The 16,916-nt window shown below is 63.5% G+C and carries 26 protein-coding genes; all 26 read right to left on the bottom strand.

Features of this window, described 5'->3' with window-relative positions; all coding sequences use genetic code 11:
- Positions 1-28: 28 nt before the first annotated feature.
- Entirely contained in the window at positions 29-514 is a 486-nt protein-coding gene (gene rplO / locus I6F33_RS13150) for a 50S ribosomal protein L15 (RefSeq protein WP_036011044.1), read from the bottom strand.
- A gap of 75 nt (positions 515-589) precedes the next feature.
- Positions 590-784 carry a 50S ribosomal protein L30 gene (gene rpmD / locus I6F33_RS13145; RefSeq protein ID WP_025036984.1) on the bottom strand — a complete coding sequence of 65 codons (195 nt, stop codon included), beginning with the start codon at positions 782-784 and terminating at the stop codon, positions 590-592.
- 25 nt (positions 785-809) lie between these two features.
- On the bottom strand, positions 810-1,403 hold the full coding sequence (gene rpsE, locus I6F33_RS13140; RefSeq protein ID WP_025036985.1) for a 30S ribosomal protein S5: 594 nt from the start codon (positions 1,401-1,403) through the stop codon (positions 810-812).
- A gap of 44 nt (positions 1,404-1,447) precedes the next feature.
- Complete coding sequence (gene rplR, locus I6F33_RS13135; protein ID WP_024342458.1) at positions 1,448-1,810, bottom strand: 50S ribosomal protein L18; 363 nt, start codon at positions 1,808-1,810, stop codon at positions 1,448-1,450.
- An 11-nt stretch (positions 1,811-1,821) separates the two neighbouring features.
- Positions 1,822-2,355 (bottom strand): 50S ribosomal protein L6, encoded by a 534-nt coding sequence (gene rplF, locus I6F33_RS13130; protein ID WP_036011036.1) that lies wholly within the window; start codon positions 2,353-2,355, stop codon positions 1,822-1,824.
- A gap of 16 nt (positions 2,356-2,371) precedes the next feature.
- Positions 2,372-2,770 carry a 30S ribosomal protein S8 gene (gene rpsH / locus I6F33_RS13125; protein ID WP_024342456.1) on the bottom strand — a complete coding sequence of 133 codons (399 nt, stop codon included), beginning with the start codon at positions 2,768-2,770 and terminating at the stop codon, positions 2,372-2,374.
- Between the two features lie 14 nt (positions 2,771-2,784).
- Positions 2,785-3,090 (bottom strand): 30S ribosomal protein S14, encoded by a 306-nt coding sequence (gene rpsN, locus I6F33_RS13120; RefSeq protein ID WP_028137018.1) that lies wholly within the window; start codon positions 3,088-3,090, stop codon positions 2,785-2,787.
- 46 nt (positions 3,091-3,136) lie between these two features.
- Positions 3,137-3,694 carry a 50S ribosomal protein L5 gene (gene rplE / locus I6F33_RS13115; RefSeq protein ID WP_025036988.1) on the bottom strand — a complete coding sequence of 186 codons (558 nt, stop codon included), beginning with the start codon at positions 3,692-3,694 and terminating at the stop codon, positions 3,137-3,139.
- Positions 3,687-4,001: a 50S ribosomal protein L24 gene (rplX, locus tag I6F33_RS13110; RefSeq protein WP_011088142.1), complete on the bottom strand. Its 315-nt coding sequence runs from the start codon at positions 3,999-4,001 to the stop codon at positions 3,687-3,689. The genes rplE and rplX overlap by 8 nt, the downstream gene beginning before the upstream one ends.
- Positions 4,001-4,369: a 50S ribosomal protein L14 gene (gene rplN / locus I6F33_RS13105; protein ID WP_007603030.1), complete on the bottom strand. Its 369-nt coding sequence runs from the start codon at positions 4,367-4,369 to the stop codon at positions 4,001-4,003. The genes rplX and rplN overlap by 1 nt, the downstream gene beginning before the upstream one ends.
- Positions 4,370-4,453: 84 nt before the next feature.
- Positions 4,454-4,702, bottom strand: a complete 249-nt coding sequence (gene rpsQ / locus I6F33_RS13100) for a 30S ribosomal protein S17 (RefSeq protein WP_024342452.1) — start codon at positions 4,700-4,702, stop codon at positions 4,454-4,456.
- A gap of 13 nt (positions 4,703-4,715) precedes the next feature.
- A complete protein-coding gene (gene rpmC / locus I6F33_RS13095) occupies positions 4,716-4,922 on the bottom strand; it encodes a 50S ribosomal protein L29 (protein ID WP_025036989.1) in 207 nt (68 codons plus the stop codon).
- Between the two features lie 5 nt (positions 4,923-4,927).
- Positions 4,928-5,341, bottom strand: coding sequence for a 50S ribosomal protein L16 (gene rplP, locus I6F33_RS13090; RefSeq protein WP_008136349.1), 414 nt, complete (start codon positions 5,339-5,341; stop codon positions 4,928-4,930).
- Between the two features lie 30 nt (positions 5,342-5,371).
- Positions 5,372-6,097 carry a 30S ribosomal protein S3 gene (gene rpsC / locus I6F33_RS13085; RefSeq protein WP_036011029.1) on the bottom strand — a complete coding sequence of 242 codons (726 nt, stop codon included), beginning with the start codon at positions 6,095-6,097 and terminating at the stop codon, positions 5,372-5,374.
- A 17-nt stretch (positions 6,098-6,114) separates the two neighbouring features.
- Positions 6,115-6,501 carry a 50S ribosomal protein L22 gene (gene rplV / locus I6F33_RS13080; protein WP_008549264.1) on the bottom strand — a complete coding sequence of 129 codons (387 nt, stop codon included), beginning with the start codon at positions 6,499-6,501 and terminating at the stop codon, positions 6,115-6,117.
- Between the two features lie 10 nt (positions 6,502-6,511).
- Positions 6,512-6,790 (bottom strand): 30S ribosomal protein S19, encoded by a 279-nt coding sequence (rpsS, locus tag I6F33_RS13075; RefSeq protein ID WP_008136357.1) that lies wholly within the window; start codon positions 6,788-6,790, stop codon positions 6,512-6,514.
- Between the two features lie 12 nt (positions 6,791-6,802).
- Positions 6,803-7,636, bottom strand: coding sequence for a 50S ribosomal protein L2 (gene rplB, locus I6F33_RS13070; RefSeq protein ID WP_024342450.1), 834 nt, complete (start codon positions 7,634-7,636; stop codon positions 6,803-6,805).
- 12 nt (positions 7,637-7,648) lie between these two features.
- Entirely contained in the window at positions 7,649-7,951 is a 303-nt protein-coding gene (locus tag I6F33_RS13065) for a 50S ribosomal protein L23 (RefSeq protein WP_225142786.1), read from the bottom strand.
- Positions 7,948-8,568: a 50S ribosomal protein L4 gene (gene rplD, locus I6F33_RS13060; RefSeq protein WP_018647243.1), complete on the bottom strand. Its 621-nt coding sequence runs from the start codon at positions 8,566-8,568 to the stop codon at positions 7,948-7,950. The genes I6F33_RS13065 and rplD overlap by 4 nt, the downstream gene beginning before the upstream one ends.
- A 1-nt stretch (position 8,569) precedes the next feature.
- Entirely contained in the window at positions 8,570-9,283 is a 714-nt protein-coding gene (gene rplC / locus I6F33_RS13055; RefSeq protein ID WP_025036993.1) for a 50S ribosomal protein L3, read from the bottom strand.
- A 52-nt stretch (positions 9,284-9,335) separates the two neighbouring features.
- Entirely contained in the window at positions 9,336-9,644 is a 309-nt protein-coding gene (gene rpsJ / locus I6F33_RS13050; RefSeq protein WP_002712302.1) for a 30S ribosomal protein S10, read from the bottom strand.
- Between the two features lie 81 nt (positions 9,645-9,725).
- Positions 9,726-10,916 carry an elongation factor Tu gene (gene tuf / locus I6F33_RS13045; RefSeq protein WP_025036994.1) on the bottom strand — a complete coding sequence of 397 codons (1,191 nt, stop codon included), beginning with the start codon at positions 10,914-10,916 and terminating at the stop codon, positions 9,726-9,728.
- Positions 10,917-10,956: 40 nt separating this feature from the next.
- The gene (fusA, locus tag I6F33_RS13040) at positions 10,957-13,029 is read right to left on the bottom strand and encodes an elongation factor G (RefSeq protein ID WP_036027596.1); all 2,073 of its coding nucleotides are present in this window, start codon (positions 13,027-13,029) and stop codon (positions 10,957-10,959) included.
- 33 nt (positions 13,030-13,062) lie between these two features.
- Positions 13,063-13,533 (bottom strand): 30S ribosomal protein S7, encoded by a 471-nt coding sequence (gene rpsG, locus I6F33_RS13035; RefSeq protein WP_018647239.1) that lies wholly within the window; start codon positions 13,531-13,533, stop codon positions 13,063-13,065.
- 15 nt (positions 13,534-13,548) lie between these two features.
- Entirely contained in the window at positions 13,549-13,920 is a 372-nt protein-coding gene (gene rpsL / locus I6F33_RS13030; protein WP_007603006.1) for a 30S ribosomal protein S12, read from the bottom strand.
- An 898-nt stretch (positions 13,921-14,818) separates the two neighbouring features.
- On the bottom strand, positions 14,819-16,864 hold the full coding sequence (locus I6F33_RS13025; protein ID WP_225142784.1) for an ABC transporter ATP-binding protein: 2,046 nt from the start codon (positions 16,862-16,864) through the stop codon (positions 14,819-14,821).
- Between the last annotated feature and the right edge of the window lie 52 nt (positions 16,865-16,916).

Here is a 16,916-nt window from a genome sequence, read left to right as displayed (position 1 = left end):
CGCGCGCCGCGGGCCAATGACGCAGTTGTTACGCCGCCTCGCCTTCTTCCTTGGGCTGGGCGAGGATCTTCACCGAACCGCCGGCCTTCTCGACCGCGGCGATCGCGGTCTTGCTGGCGCCGTGCACTTCGATGTTGAGCTTGGACTTGAGCTCGCCTCGGCCGAGCAGCCGCAGGCCGCCCTTGGCGCGGCGCAGCACGCCGCCTTTCACCAGGGCCTCGACGTTGACGACGCTGCCGGCGTCGATCTTCTTGGCGTCGACCGCTTCCTGGAGCCGGTCGAGATTGATCTCGGCGAACTCGACGCGGAAGATGTTGTTGAAGCCGCGCTTGGGCAGACGGCGATGCATCGGCATCTGGCCGCCTTCGAAACCCTTGATGCGCACGCCCGAACGCGCGGTCTGGCCCTTGCCGCCGCGGCCGGACTGCTTGCCCTTGCCGGAACCGATGCCGCGGCCGACGCGCATACGCTTCTTGCGCGAGCCGGCGTTGTCGGCGATATCGCTGAGCTTCATCGCCCTTCTCCTTGTGTCTTGCGCACGATCTTCACCGAAAACCGCTTCCCGCTCTCCGGGACCGTGCGCCTTTGCTTACTTCTCGTCGATGATCCGGACGAGATGGTGAACCTTCTCGATCATGCCGCGGACCGCCGGGGTATCCGGCAGTTCGCTGGTGCGGCCGATCTTGTTGAGCTTGAGCCCGATCAGGGTCGAACGCTGCGAGTGATGGCGGCGGATCGCGCTGCCGGTCTGCTCGACCTTGATCGTCTTTGCGGCCTTGGCCATGGGAGTCTACTCCGAAAAGCTTCCGTTAGTCGGCGGCCGCCTCGGCATCACCGCCGATACGACGGGACTGGAGGGTGGACACCTTGATGTTGCGGCGGGCTGCGACCGAACGCGGCGAATCCTGGTGCTTGAGCGCGTCGAAGGTCGCGCGCACCATGTTGTACGGGTTCGACGAGCCGATCGACTTCGCCACCACGTCCTGGACGCCGAGCGTCTCGAACACGGCGCGCATCGGGCCACCGGCGATGATGCCGGTACCGGCCGGAGCTGCACGCAGATAGACACGGCCCGCGCCATGACGGCCGGCGATATCGTGATGGAGCGTGCGGCCCTCGCGCAGCGACACCCGCGTCAGGTTGCGCTTGGCGGACTCGGTCGCCTTGCGGATCGCCTCGGGCACTTCGCGCGCCTTGCCGTGACCGAAGCCGGCGCGGCCCTTCTGGTCGCCGATCACGACCAGCGCTGCGAAACCGAAGCGCTTGCCGCCCTTGACGACCTTGGCCACGCGGTTGATGTGGACGAGCTTGTCGACGAACTCGCTGTCGCGCTCCTCGCGCTCCCTGCGTTCACGTCCGCCGCCGCGTTGATCGCGTCCACCACGTTGTTCGCGTTCTGCCATTTTTCTAATCCTTCAGAGACTTACGCCTCAATCCTCAAATTCTGTTAGAAGCTCAGCCCACTCTCACGCGCTGCATCGGCAAGAGCCTTGACGCGCCCGTGATAGAGATAGCTGCCGCGATCGAACACGACTTCCTTGACACCCTTCTCTGCAGCGCGCTCGGCCAGCAGCTTGCCGACCGCCTTCGCCGCATCGATGTCGGCGCCGGTCTTGCCGCCGTCGCGCATCGACTTCTCGAGCGACGAAGCAGAGGCCAGCGTCTCGCCCTTCAGGTCGTCGATGACCTGGGCGTAGATGTGCTTGGACGAGCGGAACACCGACAGGCGCGGACGGCCGCCGGCGGAACGGCGCAGCTTCAGCCGCACACTCCGCTTGCGCCGGGCATTCGTAACCTTGGCTTTCGACATGACCGGCTCCGTTACTTCTTCTTGCCTTCCTTGCGGAAGATGAATTCGCCCACATACTTCACGCCCTTGCCCTTGTAGGGCTCCGGCGGACGATAGGAGCGGATCTCGGCGGCGACCTGGCCGACGCGCTGGACGTCGCTGCCCGCCACCGTGATCTCGGTCGGCTTCGGCACGGTGATCGTGATCCCCTCGGGGATCGGGTAGATCACGTCATGGCTGTAGCCGAGCGCGAGCTGCAGGTTCTTGCCCTGCATCGCGGCGCGATAGCCGACGCCGGTGATCTCGAGCTTCTTCTCGAAACCCTTGGTGACGCCTTCGACCAGATTCGCGACCTGGGCGCGAGCGGTGCCGTAGAGGGCCCGCGCGCGGTTGGTCTCGGTCCGCGGCTTGACCTTGACCTGGCCGTTCTCGAGCTTCACCTCGACGTCGTCGTGGACGACGAACTGAAGCTGGCCCTTCGGCCCCTTCATCTTGACGGTTTGCCCATCGACGGTCGCGGTCACACCCGACGGAACCGCCACAGGCCTTTTGCCAACTCGTGACATGGATGAAAAATCCTTCTCAGAACACCGTGAAGAGGACTTCACCGCCCACATTCGCGTCGCGCGCGCTGTGGTCGGCCATGATCCCCTTCGGCGTCGACAACACCGAAATGCCGAGACCGTTGTTCACCCGCGGCAGGTTCTTCACCGAGGCGTAGACTCTGCGCCCGGGCTTGGAAACGCGCTCAATCTCGCGGATGACGGGCTCGCCGTCGAAATACTTCAGCTCGATCTCGATCTCGCTGCGGCCCGAGGAGTGCTCGAGCGTGGCGTAACCGCGGATGTAGCCCTCGGCCTTCAGAACCTCGAGCACGTTCTCGCGCATCTTCGAGCCAGGCGTGGAGACCTTGGTCTTCGAACGCATCTGCGCGTTGCGGATACGGGTGATCAGATCGCTGATTGGATCGTGCGTAGACATCTAAACGACCCTCCTTACCAGCTGGACTTCACGAGGCCCGGGACCATGCCCTTGGAGCCAAGTTCGCGCAGCGCGATACGGGACAGCTTGTTCTTGCGATAGTTCGAGCGCGGACGGCCCGACAGCTCGCAACGCAGGCGGATGCGGGTCGCCGACGAGTTGCGCGGCATTTCCGCCAGCTTCAGGGTCGCGGCGAACCGCTCCTCCATCGGCAGCGTCTTGTCGGCGATGATCGCCTTCAACCGCTCGCGCTTGGCGGCGGCGTTCTTCACCATCCGCTTGCGCCGGTTGTTCTTCTCGACTGAACTCTTCTTTGCCATGCTTGGCTCCTGGGTATCCGCGTTTGAGAGGCTCTAAGTCAGCGTCTCACTGCCGGAACGGGAAATTGAAAGCGGTCAACAAGGCCCTCGCTTCTTCGTCGGTCTTGGCCGTGGTGCAGACGGTGATGTCCATACCGCGGGCTTCCGTGACCTTGTCGAAGTCGATCTCGGGGAAAATGATGTGCTCCTTGATGCCGAGCGAGTAGTTGCCGCGGCCGTCGAAGCTCTTCGGGTTCAGGCCGCGGAAGTCGCGCACGCGCGGCAGCGCGACGTTCACCAGGCGATCGATGAACTCGTACATGCGGGCCTTGCGCAGCGTAACCTTGCAGCCGATCGGCTGGTTCTCACGCAGCTTGAAGGTCGCGATCGCGATGCGCGAATAGGTGACGATCGCCTTCTGGCCAGCGATCTGGGTCAATTCGGCAGCGGCGGTCTCGGCCTTCTTGCGGTCGTTGACGGAATCGCCAACGCCCATGTTCAGCACAACCTTGTCCAGGCGCGGAACCTGCATGACGTTCTCGTAACCGAACTTCTCGGTCAGAGCCGTGCGGATCTTCGCGTCATATTCCGCGCGCAGGCGCGGCGTGTAAGCGGCCTCAGCCATCGATCTCAGCTCCCGAGCTCTTGGCGATGCGGACCTTCTTGCCGTCCGCCAGAATCTTGAATCCGACGCGGGTCGGCTTTCCGTCCTTGCCGACATACGCGATGTTGGACAGTTGGATCGGCGCCTCTTTCGAGATGATGCCGCCCTCCTGGGCCTGCGTCTGCTTCTGGTGACGCTTGACCATGTTGATGCCGCGCACCAGCGCGGTGCCGGCGTCGGGGCGAACCTCGAACACTTCGCCGGTGCGGCCCTTGTCGCGGCCGGTCAGCACGACGACCTTGTCGCCCTTGCGGATCTTCGCAGCCATCACAGCACCTCCGGCGCAAGCGAGATGATCTTCATGTGGTTCTTGGCGCGCAGCTCGCGCGGCACGGGCCCGAAGATACGGGTGCCGACCGGCTCGGACTGGTTGTTGATCAGCACGGCGGCGTTGCGGTCGAAACGGATGACCGAGCCGTCGGCGCGGCGGATGTCCTTGCGGACGCGCACCACGACGGCCTTCATCACGTCGCCCTTCTTCACCTTGCCACGCGGAATGGCTTCCTTGATCGACACGACGATGATGTCGCCGATCGTGGCGTAGCGGCGCTTGGAGCCTCCGAGCACCTTGATACACATGACACGGCGTGCGCCAGAATTGTCGGCCACGTCGAGGTTGGTCTGCATCTGAATCATTGATGCACCTCGTCCTCTTTCTCTTTGCGCCAGCCCAGCCGGCGCTCAACATTTCCCTGAAGTCAGTCGGCTAAAGCCAACAGATCAGGCGCTTTTCTTGTGTTCGCCCCGGATCACGACCCAGCGCTTCAACTTCGAAATCGGCTTCGTTTCCTCGATCCACACCATGTCGCCCGGCTTGAACTGGTTGCTCTCGTCGTGCGCGTGGTAGTTCTTCGAACGGCGGATCGTCTTCTTGTAGATCGGGTGCGTGAAGCGGCGGTCGACGCGCACCACGATGGTCTTGGCTTGCTTGTCGCTGACGACCACGCCCTGCAAAGTACGTTTCGGCATCTTCGTAAGCCTCTTACTTCTTCTTCGCGCGCGTCTGCGCGGCGATGGTCTTGATCCGGGCGATGTCGCGGCGGGCCTCGCGCAGGCGCGAGGTGTTCTCGAGCTGCCCGGTGGCGCGCTGGAAGCGCAGGTTGAAGCGCTCCTTCTTCAGGTTCAGGATGGCCTCATCCTGCTGGTCGGGGCTCATCGCGCGGATGTCTTCGATCTTCATCTGTGCCATGGCCATTACTCCGCAATGCGCTCGACGAAGCGCGTCTTGATCGGCAGCTTGGCGGCCGCCAGGGTCAGCGCCTCACGCGCCGTCTGGGTATTGACGCCGTCGATCTCGAACAGCACCCGGCCCGGCTTGACGCGCGCGACCCACAATTCCGGCGAACCCTTGCCGGAGCCCATGCGGACTTCGGCCGGCTTCTTCGACACCGGAACGTCGGGGAACACGCGGATCCAGACGCGGCCGGCGCGCTTCATGTGGCGGGTCAGCGCGCGGCGGGCGGCTTCGATCTGGCGCGCGGTGACGCGCTCAGGCTCGGTCGCCTTCAGGCCGAACTGGCCGAACGCCAACGTCGCGCCCGAAGACGCAACGCCGTGGATGCGGCCCTTATGCGCCTTCCGGAACTTCGTTTTCTTAGGTTGCATCATGGCTTTAAGCCCTCAAATTCCTGTCTGGCCTTAGGCAGCGGCCGTCTCGCGGCGCTGACGGCCACCGCGATCGCCACTGCCGCCGGTCTCGCCTTCGGCCATTCTCTTGTCCTGGGCCATCGGATCGTGCTCGAGGATCTCGCCCTTGAAGATCCAGACCTTGACGCCGCAGGTGCCGAAGGTCGTGAACGCGGTCGCAACGCCGTAGTCGATGTCGGCACGCAGCGTGTGCAGCGGCACGCGGCCTTCGCGGTACCACTCCATGCGCGCGATTTCCGCACCGCCCAGACGTCCCGAGCAGTTGATGCGGATGCCCTCCGCGCCGAGACGCATTGCCGACTGCACGGCGCGCTTCATGGCACGGCGGAACGCCACGCGGCGCTCGAGCTGCTGCGCGATCGATTCGGCCACCAGCGTCGCATCGAGCTCCGGCTTGCGGATCTCGACGATGTTGATGACGACGTCGGACGAGGTGATGTCCGCGACCCTCTTGCGCAGCTTGTCGATGTCGGCGCCCTTCTTGCCGATCACCACGCCCGGACGGGCCGAGTGGATGGTGACGCGGCACTTCTTGTGCGGACGCTCGATCACGATGCGGGCGACGGCCGCCTGCTTGAGCTCCTTGTGCAGGATCTCGCGGATCTTGACGTCCTCGTGCAGCAGCTTGCCGTATTCCTGCTTGCCGGCGAACCAGCGGGAATCCCAGGTCCGGTTGATGCCGAGACGCAGACCGATCGGATTGATCTTTTGACCCATCGTGTTCTCCTGCGCCCTTAAGCGGCGGCTTCAGCTTCGACCTGACGAACGATGATCGTCAGCTGCGAAAACGGTTTGTAGACACGGCCCGAGCGGCCGCGGCCGCGGGCGGCGAAGCGCTTCATCACGAGGCCATTGCCGACGAAGGCCTGCGCCACGACGAGATCGTCGACGTCGAGGTCGTGGTTGTTCTCGGCGTTGGCGATCGCCGATTCCAGGCACTTCTTCACGTCGACCGCGATCCGCTTGCGCGAAAACTGCAGGTCGGCGAGCGCGGCAGACGCCTTCCGGCCGCGAATGAGCTGGGCGACCAGGTTGAGCTTCTGCGGGCTCACCCGCAGCATCCGGGCGACCGCCTTGGCCTCGTTGTCGGCGAGGCTCCGTTCGCGCTTAGGTTTGCTCATCGTTTAATCCTCAAGCCTTCTTGGCTTTCTTGTCGCCGGAGTGGCCATGGAAGGTCCGGGTCGGCGAGAACTCGCCGAACTTGTGACCGACCATTTCCTCGTTCACGGCCACCGGCACGTGCTTCTGACCGTTGTAGACGCCGAAGGTCAGGCCGACGAATTGCGGCAGGATCGTCGAGCGACGGCTCCAGATCTTGATGACGTCGTGACGGCCGGACGCGCGCGCGGCATCTGCCTTCTTGAGCAGAGAACCCTCGACGAACGGGCCTTTCCAGACTGAACGAACCATGTCCGGCGTTCCTTACTTCTTCCGCTTGTGGCGGCTTAGGAGAATGAATTTGTTGGTCGACTTGTTGGTGCGGGTCTTCTTGCCCTTGGTCGGCTTGCCCCACGGGGTGACCGGGTGGCGGCCGCCCGAGGTACGACCTTCACCACCGCCGTGCGGATGGTCGATCGGGTTCATCGCGACACCGCGGTTGTGCGGCCTGCGGCCCATCCAACGCTTGCGACCGGCCTTGCCGATCGAGGTGTTCATGTGATCCGGGTTTGACACCGCGCCGATCGTGCCGCGGCAACGACCGTGCACCAGGCGCTGCTCGCCCGAATTCAGGCGGATGATGACGTAGTCCTGGTCGCGGCCGACGAGCTGGGCGTAGGTGCCGGCGGAACGCGCCAGCTGGCCGCCCTTGCCGATCTTGACCTCGATATTGTGGATGATCGTGCCGACCGGCATGTTGCCGAGCGGCATGACGTTGCCCGGCTTCACGTCGACGTAATTGCCGGCGATGATCGTGTCACCCACCGCCAGGCGCTGCGGCGCCAGGATGTAGGCCTGCTCGCCGTCCTGATACTTGATCAGGGCGATGAAACCGGTGCGATTGGGATCATACTCGAGACGCTCGACGGTCGCGGGCACGTCGATCTTCTCACGCTTGAAGTCGACGGTACGCAGCGTCTGCTTGTGACCACCGCCGCGAAAGCGCACGGTGATGCGGCCGGTGTTGTTGCGGCCGCCCGAGGACTTCTTGCCTTCGGTGAGCGCCTTGACCGGCTTGCCCTTGTAGAGGGCCGAACGATCGACCATGACCAGCTGGCGCTGGCCCGGCGTCGTGGGATTGAATGTCTTCAGTGCCATCGTCGTACGACCTTACAGACCGGTGGTGACGTCGATCCGGTGACCCTCTTCGAGGGTCACGATCGCGCGTTTGCTGTTCGACTGCGAGCCGATGGTGCCGCGGAAGGCCTTGACCTTGCCCTTGCGGACCAGCGTGTTGACGCTCTTGACCTTGACGTCGAACAGCTTCTCGATCGCTTCCTTGATCTGCGGCTTGGTCGCCTTGGTGGCCACCTTGAACAGCACCTTGTTGTGCTCCGAGGCGATCGTCGCCTTTTCGGTCACGACCGGCGACAGGATCACGTCGTAGTGGCGAGGCTCGATGTTCTTGCTCATTTGAAGCGCGCCTCCAGCGCATCGATGGCGGCCTTGGTCAGAACGAGCTTCTGACGGCGCAGGATGTCATAGACGTTGATGCCCTGGATCGGCAGCACGTCCATGTTCGGGATGTTGCGAGCCGCAGCGGCGAAGCCGTTGTTGAGCTCGGCACCGTCGATGATCAGCGCGTTGGTGAGGCCGAGGCCCGAAAAGTGGCCGAGCAGCGCCTTGGTCTTGGCGGCTTCCAGCGCGGCCTTCTCGATCACGACGAGATCGCCGTCCTTGGCCTTGGCCGAGAGCGCATGCTTCAGAGCGAGCGCACGGACCTTCTTCGGCAGGTCGGTGGCGTGCGAACGCACCACCGGACCGAAGGCACGACCGCCGCCGCGGAACTGCGGCACGCGGGCCGAGCCGTGACGAGCACCGCCGGTGCCCTTCTGCTTGTACATCTTCTTGCCGGTGCGCCAGATCTCGGCGCGGCCCTTGGCCTTGTGCGTGCCGGCCTGGCGCTTGTTGAGCTGCCACTGCACGCAGCGCGCGATGATGTCCTCGCGCGGCTCGAGGCCGAAAATGGCGTCGGACAGCTGGACGGAGCCGGCTTCCTTACCTTCGAGGGTGGTGACCTTCAATTCCATCTCACGCCTCCTGCGCAGCCGGAGCGGCTTCCGCGTCGCCAGCAACCTTGAACTTGCCGGGCTTCGGGGCTTCCTTCGGCAGCGGCTTCTTGACGGCGTCGCGCACGCGGATCCAGCCGCCCTTGGAGCCGGGAACGGCGCCTTCGACGAGGATCAGGCCGCGCTCGACATCGGTCTGGACGACGCGAAGGTTGAGCGTGGTGATGCGGTCGACACCCATGTGGCCGGGCATCTTCTTGTTCTTCCAGGTCTTGCCGGGGTCCTGACGGCCACCGGTCGAACCGATCGAGCGGTGCGAGATCGACACACCGTGCGTGGCGCGCAGACCGCCGAAGTTCCAGCGCTTCATGCCGCCGGCGAAGCCCTTACCGACCGAGGTGCCGGTGACGTCGACGAACTGGCCGACGACGAAGTGGTCGGCCTGGATCTCGGCGCCGACCGGGATCATGGCGTCCGCGGTGACGCGGAATTCCTCGACCCGGCGCTTCGGCTCGACCTTGGCGACCGCGAACTGGCCGCGCTCGGCCTTCGGCATGTAGACGGTCTTGCGGCTGCCCGAACCGAGCTGGAGCGCGACGTAACCGTTCTTCTCTTCGGTGCGGTGGCCTACGACCTGGCAATTGCCGAGCTTCAGCACGGTCACGGGGATATGTTCGCCGGCCTCCGTGAAGACCCGCGTCATCCCGACCTTTTGTGCGATCACTCCGGAGCGCATCGGCTTGCTTCCTGTTCTCTTTGTCCGCTTTTGGCGAACGGGATCCAAAATCTTAGAGCTTGATCTCGACGTCGACACCGGCGGCCAGGTCGAGCTTCATCAAAGCATCGACGGTCTGCGGGGTCGGATCGACGATGTCGAGCAGGCGCTTGTGAGTGCGCATCTCGAACTGTTCGCGGCTCTTCTTGTCGACGTGGGGCGAACGGTTGACGGTGAACTTCTCGATGCGGGTGGGCAGCGGAATGGGTCCGCGGACCTGCGCGCCGGTGCGCTTCGCCGTGTTCACGATCTCACGGGTCGACGTATCGAGGATACGATGGTCGAACGCCTTGAGACGGATACGAATGTTTTGGCCGTTCATTGCCGAATCTTTCTTAGTGAGTGGCAAGTAGCGAATAGCGAATAGAAACTATTCGCCACTCGCCATTCCCTATTCGCGTTGTTACTCGATGATCGAGGCGACGACGCCGGCGCCGACGGTGCGGCCGCCTTCGCGGATCGCAAAGCGGAGCTTCTCTTCCATCGCGATCGGCACGATCAGGTGCACTTCCATCGCGATGTTGTCGCCCGGCATCACCATCTCGGTGCCTTCCGGCAGGTGCACGACACCGGTCACGTCGGTGGTGCGGAAGTAGAACTGCGGACGGTAGTTGGTGAAGAACGGGGTGTGGCGACCGCCCTCTTCCTTGGTGAGGATGTAGGCCTCAGCCTTGAACTTGGTGTGCGGCTTGACCGAACCGGGCTTGGCCAGAACCTGGCCGCGCTCGACGTCCTCGCGCTTGGTGCCGCGGAGCAGCGCGCCGATGTTGTCGCCGGCCTGGCCCTGATCGAGCAGTTTGCGGAACATTTCGACGCCGGTGACGGTGGTCTTCTGGGTGGCGCGGAGACCGACGATCTCGATTTCCTCGCCGACCTTGACGACGCCGCGCTCGACACGGCCGGTCACGACGGTGCCGCGGCCCGAGATCGAGAACACGTCTTCAACCGGCATCAGGAACGGCTGGTCGATCGGACGCTCCGGCTGCGGGATGTACTCGTCGACGTTCTTCATCAGCTCGAGGATGGCGTCGTGGCCGAGCTTCTTGTCGGAGTCTTCGAGAGCGGCGAGCGCCGAACCCTTGATGATCGGAATCTTGTCGCCGGGGAATTCGTACTTGGAGAGCAGCTCGCGGACTTCGAGCTCGACGAGTTCGAGCAGCTCCGGATCGTCGACCATGTCGCACTTGTTGAGGAACACGACGAGCGCGGGCACGCCGACCTGGCGGGCGAGCAGGATGTGCTCGCGGGTCTGCGGCATCGGGCCGTCAGCGGCCGACACGACCAGGATCGCGCCGTCCATCTGGGCAGCGCCGGTGATCATGTTCTTGACGTAGTCGGCGTGGCCGGGGCAGTCGACGTGGGCGTAGTGGCGGTTCGGCGTCTCGTACTCGACGTGAGCGGTCGAGATGGTGATGCCGCGGGCCTTCTCTTCCGGCGCCTTGTCGATCTGGTCGTACGCGGTGAACGTCGCACCGCCGGCTTCGGCGAGAACCTTGGTGATCGCCGCGGTCAGCGACGTCTTGCCATGGTCGACGTGACCGATGGTGCCGATGTTGCAGTGCGGCTTGGTACGTTCAAACTTTGCTTTGGCCATTTGACTCTCCGTTCAATCGTCAGCTTTCAACCGACGACAATCAGGCAAACTTCTTCTGGACTTCTGCCGACACGTTGGCCGGCGCTTCTGCGTAGTGATCGAACTGCATGGTGAAGGTCGCGCGACCCTGGCTCATCGAGCGCAGGTTATTCACGTAACCGAACATGTTCATGAGCGGCACCATCGCGTTGATGACGTTGGCGTTGCCGCGCATGTCCTGACCCTGGATCTGACCGCGCCGGGAATTCAGGTCGCCGATGACCGAGCCGGTGTAGTCTTCCGGGGTCACCACCTCGACCTTCATGATCGGCTCGAGCAGGACCGACTTGCCCATCTGCAGCGCTTCGCGGAAGCAGGCGCGCGAGGCGATTTCGAAGGCGAGCGCCGACGAGTCGACGTCGTGATACTTGCCGTCGACGAGCTGCACCTTGACGTCGACCACGGGGAAGCCCGCGACCACGCCGGACGACAGCACGCTCTCCAGGCCCTTCTCGACGCCGGGGATGTATTCCTTCGGCACCGCGCCGCCGACGATCTTCGATTCGAACTCGAAGCCCTTGCCGGCTTCGTTCGGCTCGACGATGAACGACACGGCCGCGAACTGGCCGGTACCGCCTGTCTGCTTCTTGTGGGTGTAGCTGTGCTCCACCCGCTTGGTGATGCGCTCACGGAACGCCACCTGCGGCGCGCCGATATTGGCGTCGACCTTGTAGGTGCGCTTGAGGATGTCGACCTTGATGTCGAGATGGAGCTCGCCCATGCCCTTGAGGATGGTCTGGCCGGACTCATGGTCGGTCGACACGCGGAAAGACGGATCCTCCGCGGCGAGCTTGGCCAGCGCCACGCCCAGCTTCTCCTGGTCGGCCTTCGACTTCGGCTCGATCGCGATCTCGATGACCGGCTCGGGGAATTCCATCTTCTCCAGGATCACCTGCTTGTCGGGATCGCACAGCGTGTCACCGGTGCGCGCTTCCTTCAGACCGGCCAGCGCGACGATGTCGCCGGCATAGGCTTCCTTGATGTCCTCGCGGTTGTTCGCATGCATCAACAGCATGCGCCCGATCCGCTCCTTCTTCTCGCGGGTCGAGTTCACGACGCCGGTGCCGCTCTGCAGGATGCCGGAATAGATGCGGCAGAAGGTGATGGTGCCGACGAACGGGTCGTCCATGATCTTGAACGCGAGCAGCGCCAGCGGCTCCTTGTCGTCCGCCTTGCGCACGACCTCGTTGCCCTTGTCGTCGGTGCCCTTGATCGCGGGCACGTCGAGCGGCGACGGCAGATAGTCGACCACGGCGTCGAGCAGCGGCTGCACGCCCTTGTTCTTGAAGGCCGAGCCGCACAGCACGGGATAAAACGCGCCGGTCAGCACCGCCTTGCGGATCAGGCGCTTCAGGGTCGCCTCGTCCGGCTCCTTGCCATCGAGATAGGCGGCCATGGCATCGTCGTCGAGCTCGACGGCGGCTTCCACCATCTTCTCGCGGTATTCCTTGGCCTGGTCGGCAAGGTCTTCCGGAATATCGACATAATCGAACTTGGCACCGAGCGATTCATCGTTCCAGACGACGCCCTTCATCTTCACGAGGTCGACGAGACCCTTGAAGTTGTTCTCGGCACCGATCGGAAGCTGGATCGCGACGGGCTTGGCGCCCAGACGGTCGACGATGTCCGCCAGACACTTGAAGAAGTCGGCACCGATCTTGTCCATCTTGTTGGCGAAGACGATGCGCGGAACCTTGTACTTGTCGCCCTGGCGCCAGACGGTCTCGGTCTGAGGCTCGACGCCCTGGTTGGAGTCGAGCACGCAGACGGCACCGTCGAGCACGCGGAGCGAACGCTCGACTTCGATGGTGAAGTCGACGTGACCGGGAGTGTCGATGATGTTCAGGCGCTTGCCGTTCCAGAACGCGGTGGTCGCAGCCGAGGTGATCGTGATGCCACGCTCCTGCTCCTGCTCCATCCAGTCCATCGTCGCGGCACCTTCGTGCACTTCGCCGATCTTGTGGCTCTTGCCGGTGTAATAGAGGATGCGCTCGGTCGTCGTGGTCTTGCCGGCGTCGATATGCGCCATGATACCGAAGTTACGGTAGTCCTCGATGGCATGTTGGCGGGGCATAGGGTGTTCCTTGCGAATCCGTTTGTTTCGCCGTTACCAGCGATAGTGCGAGAAGGCGCGGTTGGCTTCCGCCATCCGGTGCACGTCTTCGCGCTTCTTGACGGCGTTCCCCCGGTTGTTCGATGCGTCCAAAAGCTCCGCCGAGAGCCGCTCGGTCATGGTCTTCTCGTTGCGCTCGCGCGCAGCCGCGATCAGCCAGCGAATGCCGAGCGCCTGCCGGCGGGTCGAGCGGACCTCGACCGGAACCTGGTAGGTCGCGCCGCCGACGCGGCGGGAGCGGACCTCGATGGTCGGCATGACGTTCTCGAGCGCCTGCTCGAACACGCCGAGCGGGTTCTGCTTGGTCTTAGATTCGATGATGCCGAACGCACCATAGACGATGCCTTCCGCAACCGACTTCTTGCCGGCGTACATCACCGAGTTCATGAACTTCGTGACGATGATGTTCCCGAATTTCGGATCCGGAAGAACTTCGCGCTTTTCCGCAGAGTGGCGACGAGACATAGGCTTGGTTCCCGCTTACTTCGGACGCTTGGCGCCGTACTTCGAACGACGCTGCTTACGGTTCTTGACGCCCTGGGTGTCCAGAACGCCGCGGAGGATGTGATAGCGCACGCCCGGCAAGTCCTTGACGCGGCCGCCGCGGATCATGACCACCGAGTGCTCCTGGAGGTTATGGCCCTCGCCAGGGATGTAGCCGATCACCTCGAAGCCGTTGGTCAGGCGCACCTTGGCAACCTTACGAAGCGCCGAGTTCGGCTTCTTCGGGGTCGTGGTGTAGACGCGCGTGCAAACACCACGCTTCTGCGGCGACTGCTGCAGCGCCGGCACCTTCTTGCGCGACTTCTGCACTTCCCGCGGTTGAGCGATCAGCTGGTTGATCGTCGGCATTCTGGCCTTCACCCTTTTTCTGCTGCGGCCCCTCTCGGGTCCGCTGTCTTGCCGCGGCCCGTCACCGGGTCCGCAAATTCTGCTCGAGCTACCCGCCCGAACGGGCCGCCTGGCGCGAAAGACCCGCGCAAAGCGAAATTGCGCCAACCGCTCCATCAACGAGCGGAAAGCGCTTCGACGCCACAGAGGACCGCAGTCTCGAAGCCGTTCAGCGTAACGCCGCGGCCCGCGCACTGAGGTCATGCATCCGAATTCGATCTCAAGAGAACGTGCTCGAGAGAACTAAAGTCGCACTGGCATTGCCTAGCTATGATCGACAGCGTTTGAGCGGCATTCGTCGAGGTTGGTGCCCGTCTTTGCGACCCCTGGCAGATCTAGTCTTTGGGGATCAACGGGTGGCCCGTTCCGACGCTGGCGATGCTCACCGCCTGTCGTTAAGTGAGGCGCTTTCTATAAGTGGGAATCGGTCAAGTCAAGGTGAAACGACAGTCACAAAGCGCTTCATGCGCCTGCAAAAAATCGCCTCTTCGCCGCCTCCCCGCGCCTGCCTGATATAGGAGCGAGGCGACTGACCTGCCAGATCTGAAACAATTATACCCGGGTCTAATGTAGTTTTATTACCAAGCTGAGGGGCTTTTCTCCTGCCTGCGCTCGGTTTGCTGGCTGGTGGCCGGTCTACCAGCTTTTCCCGGCCCGCCGCGATGCCCGGTGTGACGGGGCTTCAGCCCGGACTGGTCGATCCGCGAATGGCGCTTGCCCCAAACCATGCGTGCGAAAAAAAGCGGCGTCGCGGCGGCCGAACGCCTTGCATCAGAGAATCGACGAGTCGGCGCTGAACCGCGTGTTGCCTGTGAGACGAGACGACCAGACGCGGCCGCTCGAAGCTGACTGCCCGCGGTTACTCCTCCTCGTCGTCCTCATCGTCATCGAGGGCTTGGTCCTCGTCGTCATCATCGCGGTCGGCGTCGGCGTGAGCTGCCGCGCCATGGGGCTGGTGGATCTGGTCGCTCCACAGCTTGCGATAGGTGCCATTCTTGGCGAGCAACTCGGCATGGGAACCGCGCTCGATCGCCCTGCCCCCTGAAATCACGATGATCTCGTCCATCTCGACCACCGAGGTCAGGCGGTGGGTCGACCAGATCATGGTGCGGCCCTTGGCGACCTTGAGCAGCGTGCGGTTGATCGCGGCCTCAGTGGTCTGGTCCAGCGCCGAAGTGGCTTCGTCTAGCAGCAGCACGGAGGGGTTGCGAATGATCGCGCGCGCGATCGCGATGCGCTGGCGCTGGCCGCCCGACAGTGAGTCACCGCGCTCGCCGACCGGCGTGTCGTAGCGCTGCGGCAGGCTCATGATGTAGCGGTGGATCTCGGCCTTCTTGGCCGCCTCCTCCACCTCCTCGTCGGTTGCGCCCTCCTTGCCGAGCCGGATGTTCTCGCGGATCGACATGTTGAACAGCATGTTCTCCTGGAACACCACCGCCATGCTCCGGCGCAGCGAGTCCAGCGTCACCTTGCGGACGTCGACGCCGTCGATGGTGACGCGGCCTTCGTCGGGCACGTAGAGCCGCAGGATCAAATTGAGCAGCGTGCTCTTGCCGGAGCCGCTCGGACCGACGATCGCGATGCGCTTGCCGGCATCGAGCTTGAGGCTGAGATTGTCCAGCACCGGCGTCTGACTGCCCTCGTACTGGAAGGTGACGTGATCGAATGTAATGTCGTGGGTGATGCGCGGCAGATCGGGTGCGCCCGGGCGATCGGCGCTGCGGGTCGGCTCGTCGAGCAATTCCTGAATGTGGCGGATCGCGGCGGCCGAGGAGATCGACACCGGGATGAAATGCATCACATGGGCGATGTTGTAGGAGACCTCCCAGAACGCGCTCTCGAAGGTGACGAAGGTGCCGATGGTGATATGGCCCTTGGTCGCCAGATACGCGCCGATCGCGAGCACCACAAGGTGCAGGAGGAGCACCGAGATGGTGACTGTCCGCTCCACCATGGTCGAGAGGAATGTGGCCGAGGCCATCTTGTTGCGGGTCTCGTCGTTGCGCAACCGGAAGAAGCCGAACATCTTGCGTTGCAGGCTGAACGCCTTGATGACCGCCTGGGCGGCCACGTTCTCCTGGACTTGGCCCAGCAACGCCGATTCATTGAGCTTCTGTTCGTAATTGGCCTGCACCGCCTTCGGCGTCAGGATCCGCGGGCCGATCAGCGTGATCGGGAACACCAGCAGCGCGACGACGGCGAGCTGCCAGTTGAGGAACAGCATCAGGATGATGCCGGCGATCAGCTCCAGGAACGGCAGCGCGGCACTGTTGGCGAACGTCTTGACCGAGCCTTCGAAGGCCGAGAGATCGACTGAGAAGCGCGATAGGATCTCGCCGCGCCTGGTGCGGCCGAAATAGGCGGCGGGCAGGTCCTGGACGTGCTCGAACAGGCGTTTGCGGACATCGGAGATGATGCAAGCGGCAAGTCGGGCGTCCCAGCGTTCGTACCAGACTGCAACGATCGAGGTGAAAATGCCGGCGACGGCGAGCACGCCGAGGATCTTGTAGAGCGCCTGAAAATCCTCCTCGCCGAGTGCATCGTCGATCAGGAACTTGAGGCTGAGCGGCATGATGACGTTGAACAACGTCTCGACCACGACGCCGAATGCCACGAATGACAGCATCCGCTTGTAGTTGGAGAGATAGGGCCTGACGAACCCGACAATGGTCGCAAGGGCCCCGGCGGCTTCGCGCGCGGTAAAGACGACGAGGTCCTCGTCCTCATCGTCCTCGTCGAGCTCCAGCTCGTCATCCCCCTCGTCTTCGGCGTCCTCGTCGTCCTCGAGATCCGGCTTGGCAGCGTCGGCGAGCTTGCCATCGAGCCCGGCCGCCTCCTCCGCGGCGAGCTTCTGTTGATCGGGAGATAGAGGCTTGTCGCCAGGCAAGAAAGGCTTGGATGCCATGAAACCAACCGATGCTGACGGCCGGCATGACCGCAGAGAACGCAGGAAATAG

Origin of the sequence: Bradyrhizobium sp. BRP20 (genome assembly GCF_020194215.1) — a bacterium.
In the GTDB taxonomy this organism is placed as follows: Bacteria; Pseudomonadota; Alphaproteobacteria; order Rhizobiales; family Xanthobacteraceae; genus Bradyrhizobium; species Bradyrhizobium yuanmingense.
The sequence above is the reverse complement of the archived record's forward strand: the minus strand, read 5'-3'. Positions and strand labels throughout refer to the sequence as shown.

Excerpts from the sequence above, each read along its gene's own strand:
- rplO (WP_036011044.1), bottom strand. The coding sequence starts at position 514 with ATGAAGCTCAGCGATATCGCCGACAACGCCGGCTCGCGCAAGAAGCGT.
- rpmD (WP_025036984.1), bottom strand. The coding sequence starts at position 784 with ATGGCCAAGGCCGCAAAGACGATCAAGGTCGAGCAGACCGGCAGCGCG.
- rpsE (WP_025036985.1), bottom strand. The coding sequence starts at position 1,403 with ATGGCAGAACGCGAACAACGTGGTGGACGCGATCAACGCGGCGGCGGA.
- rplR (WP_024342458.1), bottom strand. The coding sequence starts at position 1,810 with ATGTCGAAAGCCAAGGTTACGAATGCCCGGCGCAAGCGGAGTGTGCGG.
- rplF (WP_036011036.1), bottom strand. The coding sequence starts at position 2,355 with ATGTCACGAGTTGGCAAAAGGCCTGTGGCGGTTCCGTCGGGTGTGACC.
- rpsH (WP_024342456.1), bottom strand. The coding sequence starts at position 2,770 with ATGTCTACGCACGATCCAATCAGCGATCTGATCACCCGTATCCGCAAC.
- rpsN (WP_028137018.1), bottom strand. The coding sequence starts at position 3,090 with ATGGCAAAGAAGAGTTCAGTCGAGAAGAACAACCGGCGCAAGCGGATG.
- rplE (WP_025036988.1), bottom strand. The coding sequence starts at position 3,694 with ATGGCTGAGGCCGCTTACACGCCGCGCCTGCGCGCGGAATATGACGCG.
- rplX (WP_011088142.1), bottom strand. The coding sequence starts at position 4,001 with ATGGCTGCGAAGATCCGCAAGGGCGACAAGGTCGTCGTGCTGACCGGC.
- rplN (WP_007603030.1), bottom strand. The coding sequence starts at position 4,369 with ATGATTCAGATGCAGACCAACCTCGACGTGGCCGACAATTCTGGCGCA.
- rpsQ (WP_024342452.1), bottom strand. The coding sequence starts at position 4,702 with ATGCCGAAACGTACTTTGCAGGGCGTGGTCGTCAGCGACAAGCAAGCC.
- rpmC (WP_025036989.1), bottom strand. The coding sequence starts at position 4,922 with ATGGCACAGATGAAGATCGAAGACATCCGCGCGATGAGCCCCGACCAG.
- rplP (WP_008136349.1), bottom strand. The coding sequence starts at position 5,341 with ATGATGCAACCTAAGAAAACGAAGTTCCGGAAGGCGCATAAGGGCCGC.
- rpsC (WP_036011029.1), bottom strand. The coding sequence starts at position 6,097 with ATGGGTCAAAAGATCAATCCGATCGGTCTGCGTCTCGGCATCAACCGG.
- rplV (WP_008549264.1), bottom strand. The coding sequence starts at position 6,501 with ATGAGCAAACCTAAGCGCGAACGGAGCCTCGCCGACAACGAGGCCAAG.
- rpsS (WP_008136357.1), bottom strand. The coding sequence starts at position 6,790 with ATGGTTCGTTCAGTCTGGAAAGGCCCGTTCGTCGAGGGTTCTCTGCTC.
- rplB (WP_024342450.1), bottom strand. The coding sequence starts at position 7,636 with ATGGCACTGAAGACATTCAATCCCACGACGCCGGGCCAGCGCCAGCTG.
- I6F33_RS13065 (WP_225142786.1), bottom strand. The coding sequence starts at position 7,951 with ATGAGCAAGAACATCGAGCCTCGCCACTACGACGTGATCCTGTCGCCG.
- rplD (WP_018647243.1), bottom strand. The coding sequence starts at position 8,568 with ATGGAATTGAAGGTCACCACCCTCGAAGGTAAGGAAGCCGGCTCCGTC.
- rplC (WP_025036993.1), bottom strand. The coding sequence starts at position 9,283 with ATGCGCTCCGGAGTGATCGCACAAAAGGTCGGGATGACGCGGGTCTTC.
- rpsJ (WP_002712302.1), bottom strand. The coding sequence starts at position 9,644 with ATGAACGGCCAAAACATTCGTATCCGTCTCAAGGCGTTCGACCATCGT.
- tuf (WP_025036994.1), bottom strand. The coding sequence starts at position 10,916 with ATGGCCAAAGCAAAGTTTGAACGTACCAAGCCGCACTGCAACATCGGC.
- fusA (WP_036027596.1), bottom strand. The coding sequence starts at position 13,029 with ATGCCCCGCCAACATGCCATCGAGGACTACCGTAACTTCGGTATCATG.
- rpsG (WP_018647239.1), bottom strand. The coding sequence starts at position 13,533 with ATGTCTCGTCGCCACTCTGCGGAAAAGCGCGAAGTTCTTCCGGATCCG.
- rpsL (WP_007603006.1), bottom strand. The coding sequence starts at position 13,920 with ATGCCGACGATCAACCAGCTGATCGCTCAACCGCGGGAAGTGCAGAAG.
- I6F33_RS13025 (WP_225142784.1), bottom strand. The coding sequence starts at position 16,864 with ATGGCATCCAAGCCTTTCTTGCCTGGCGACAAGCCTCTATCTCCCGAT.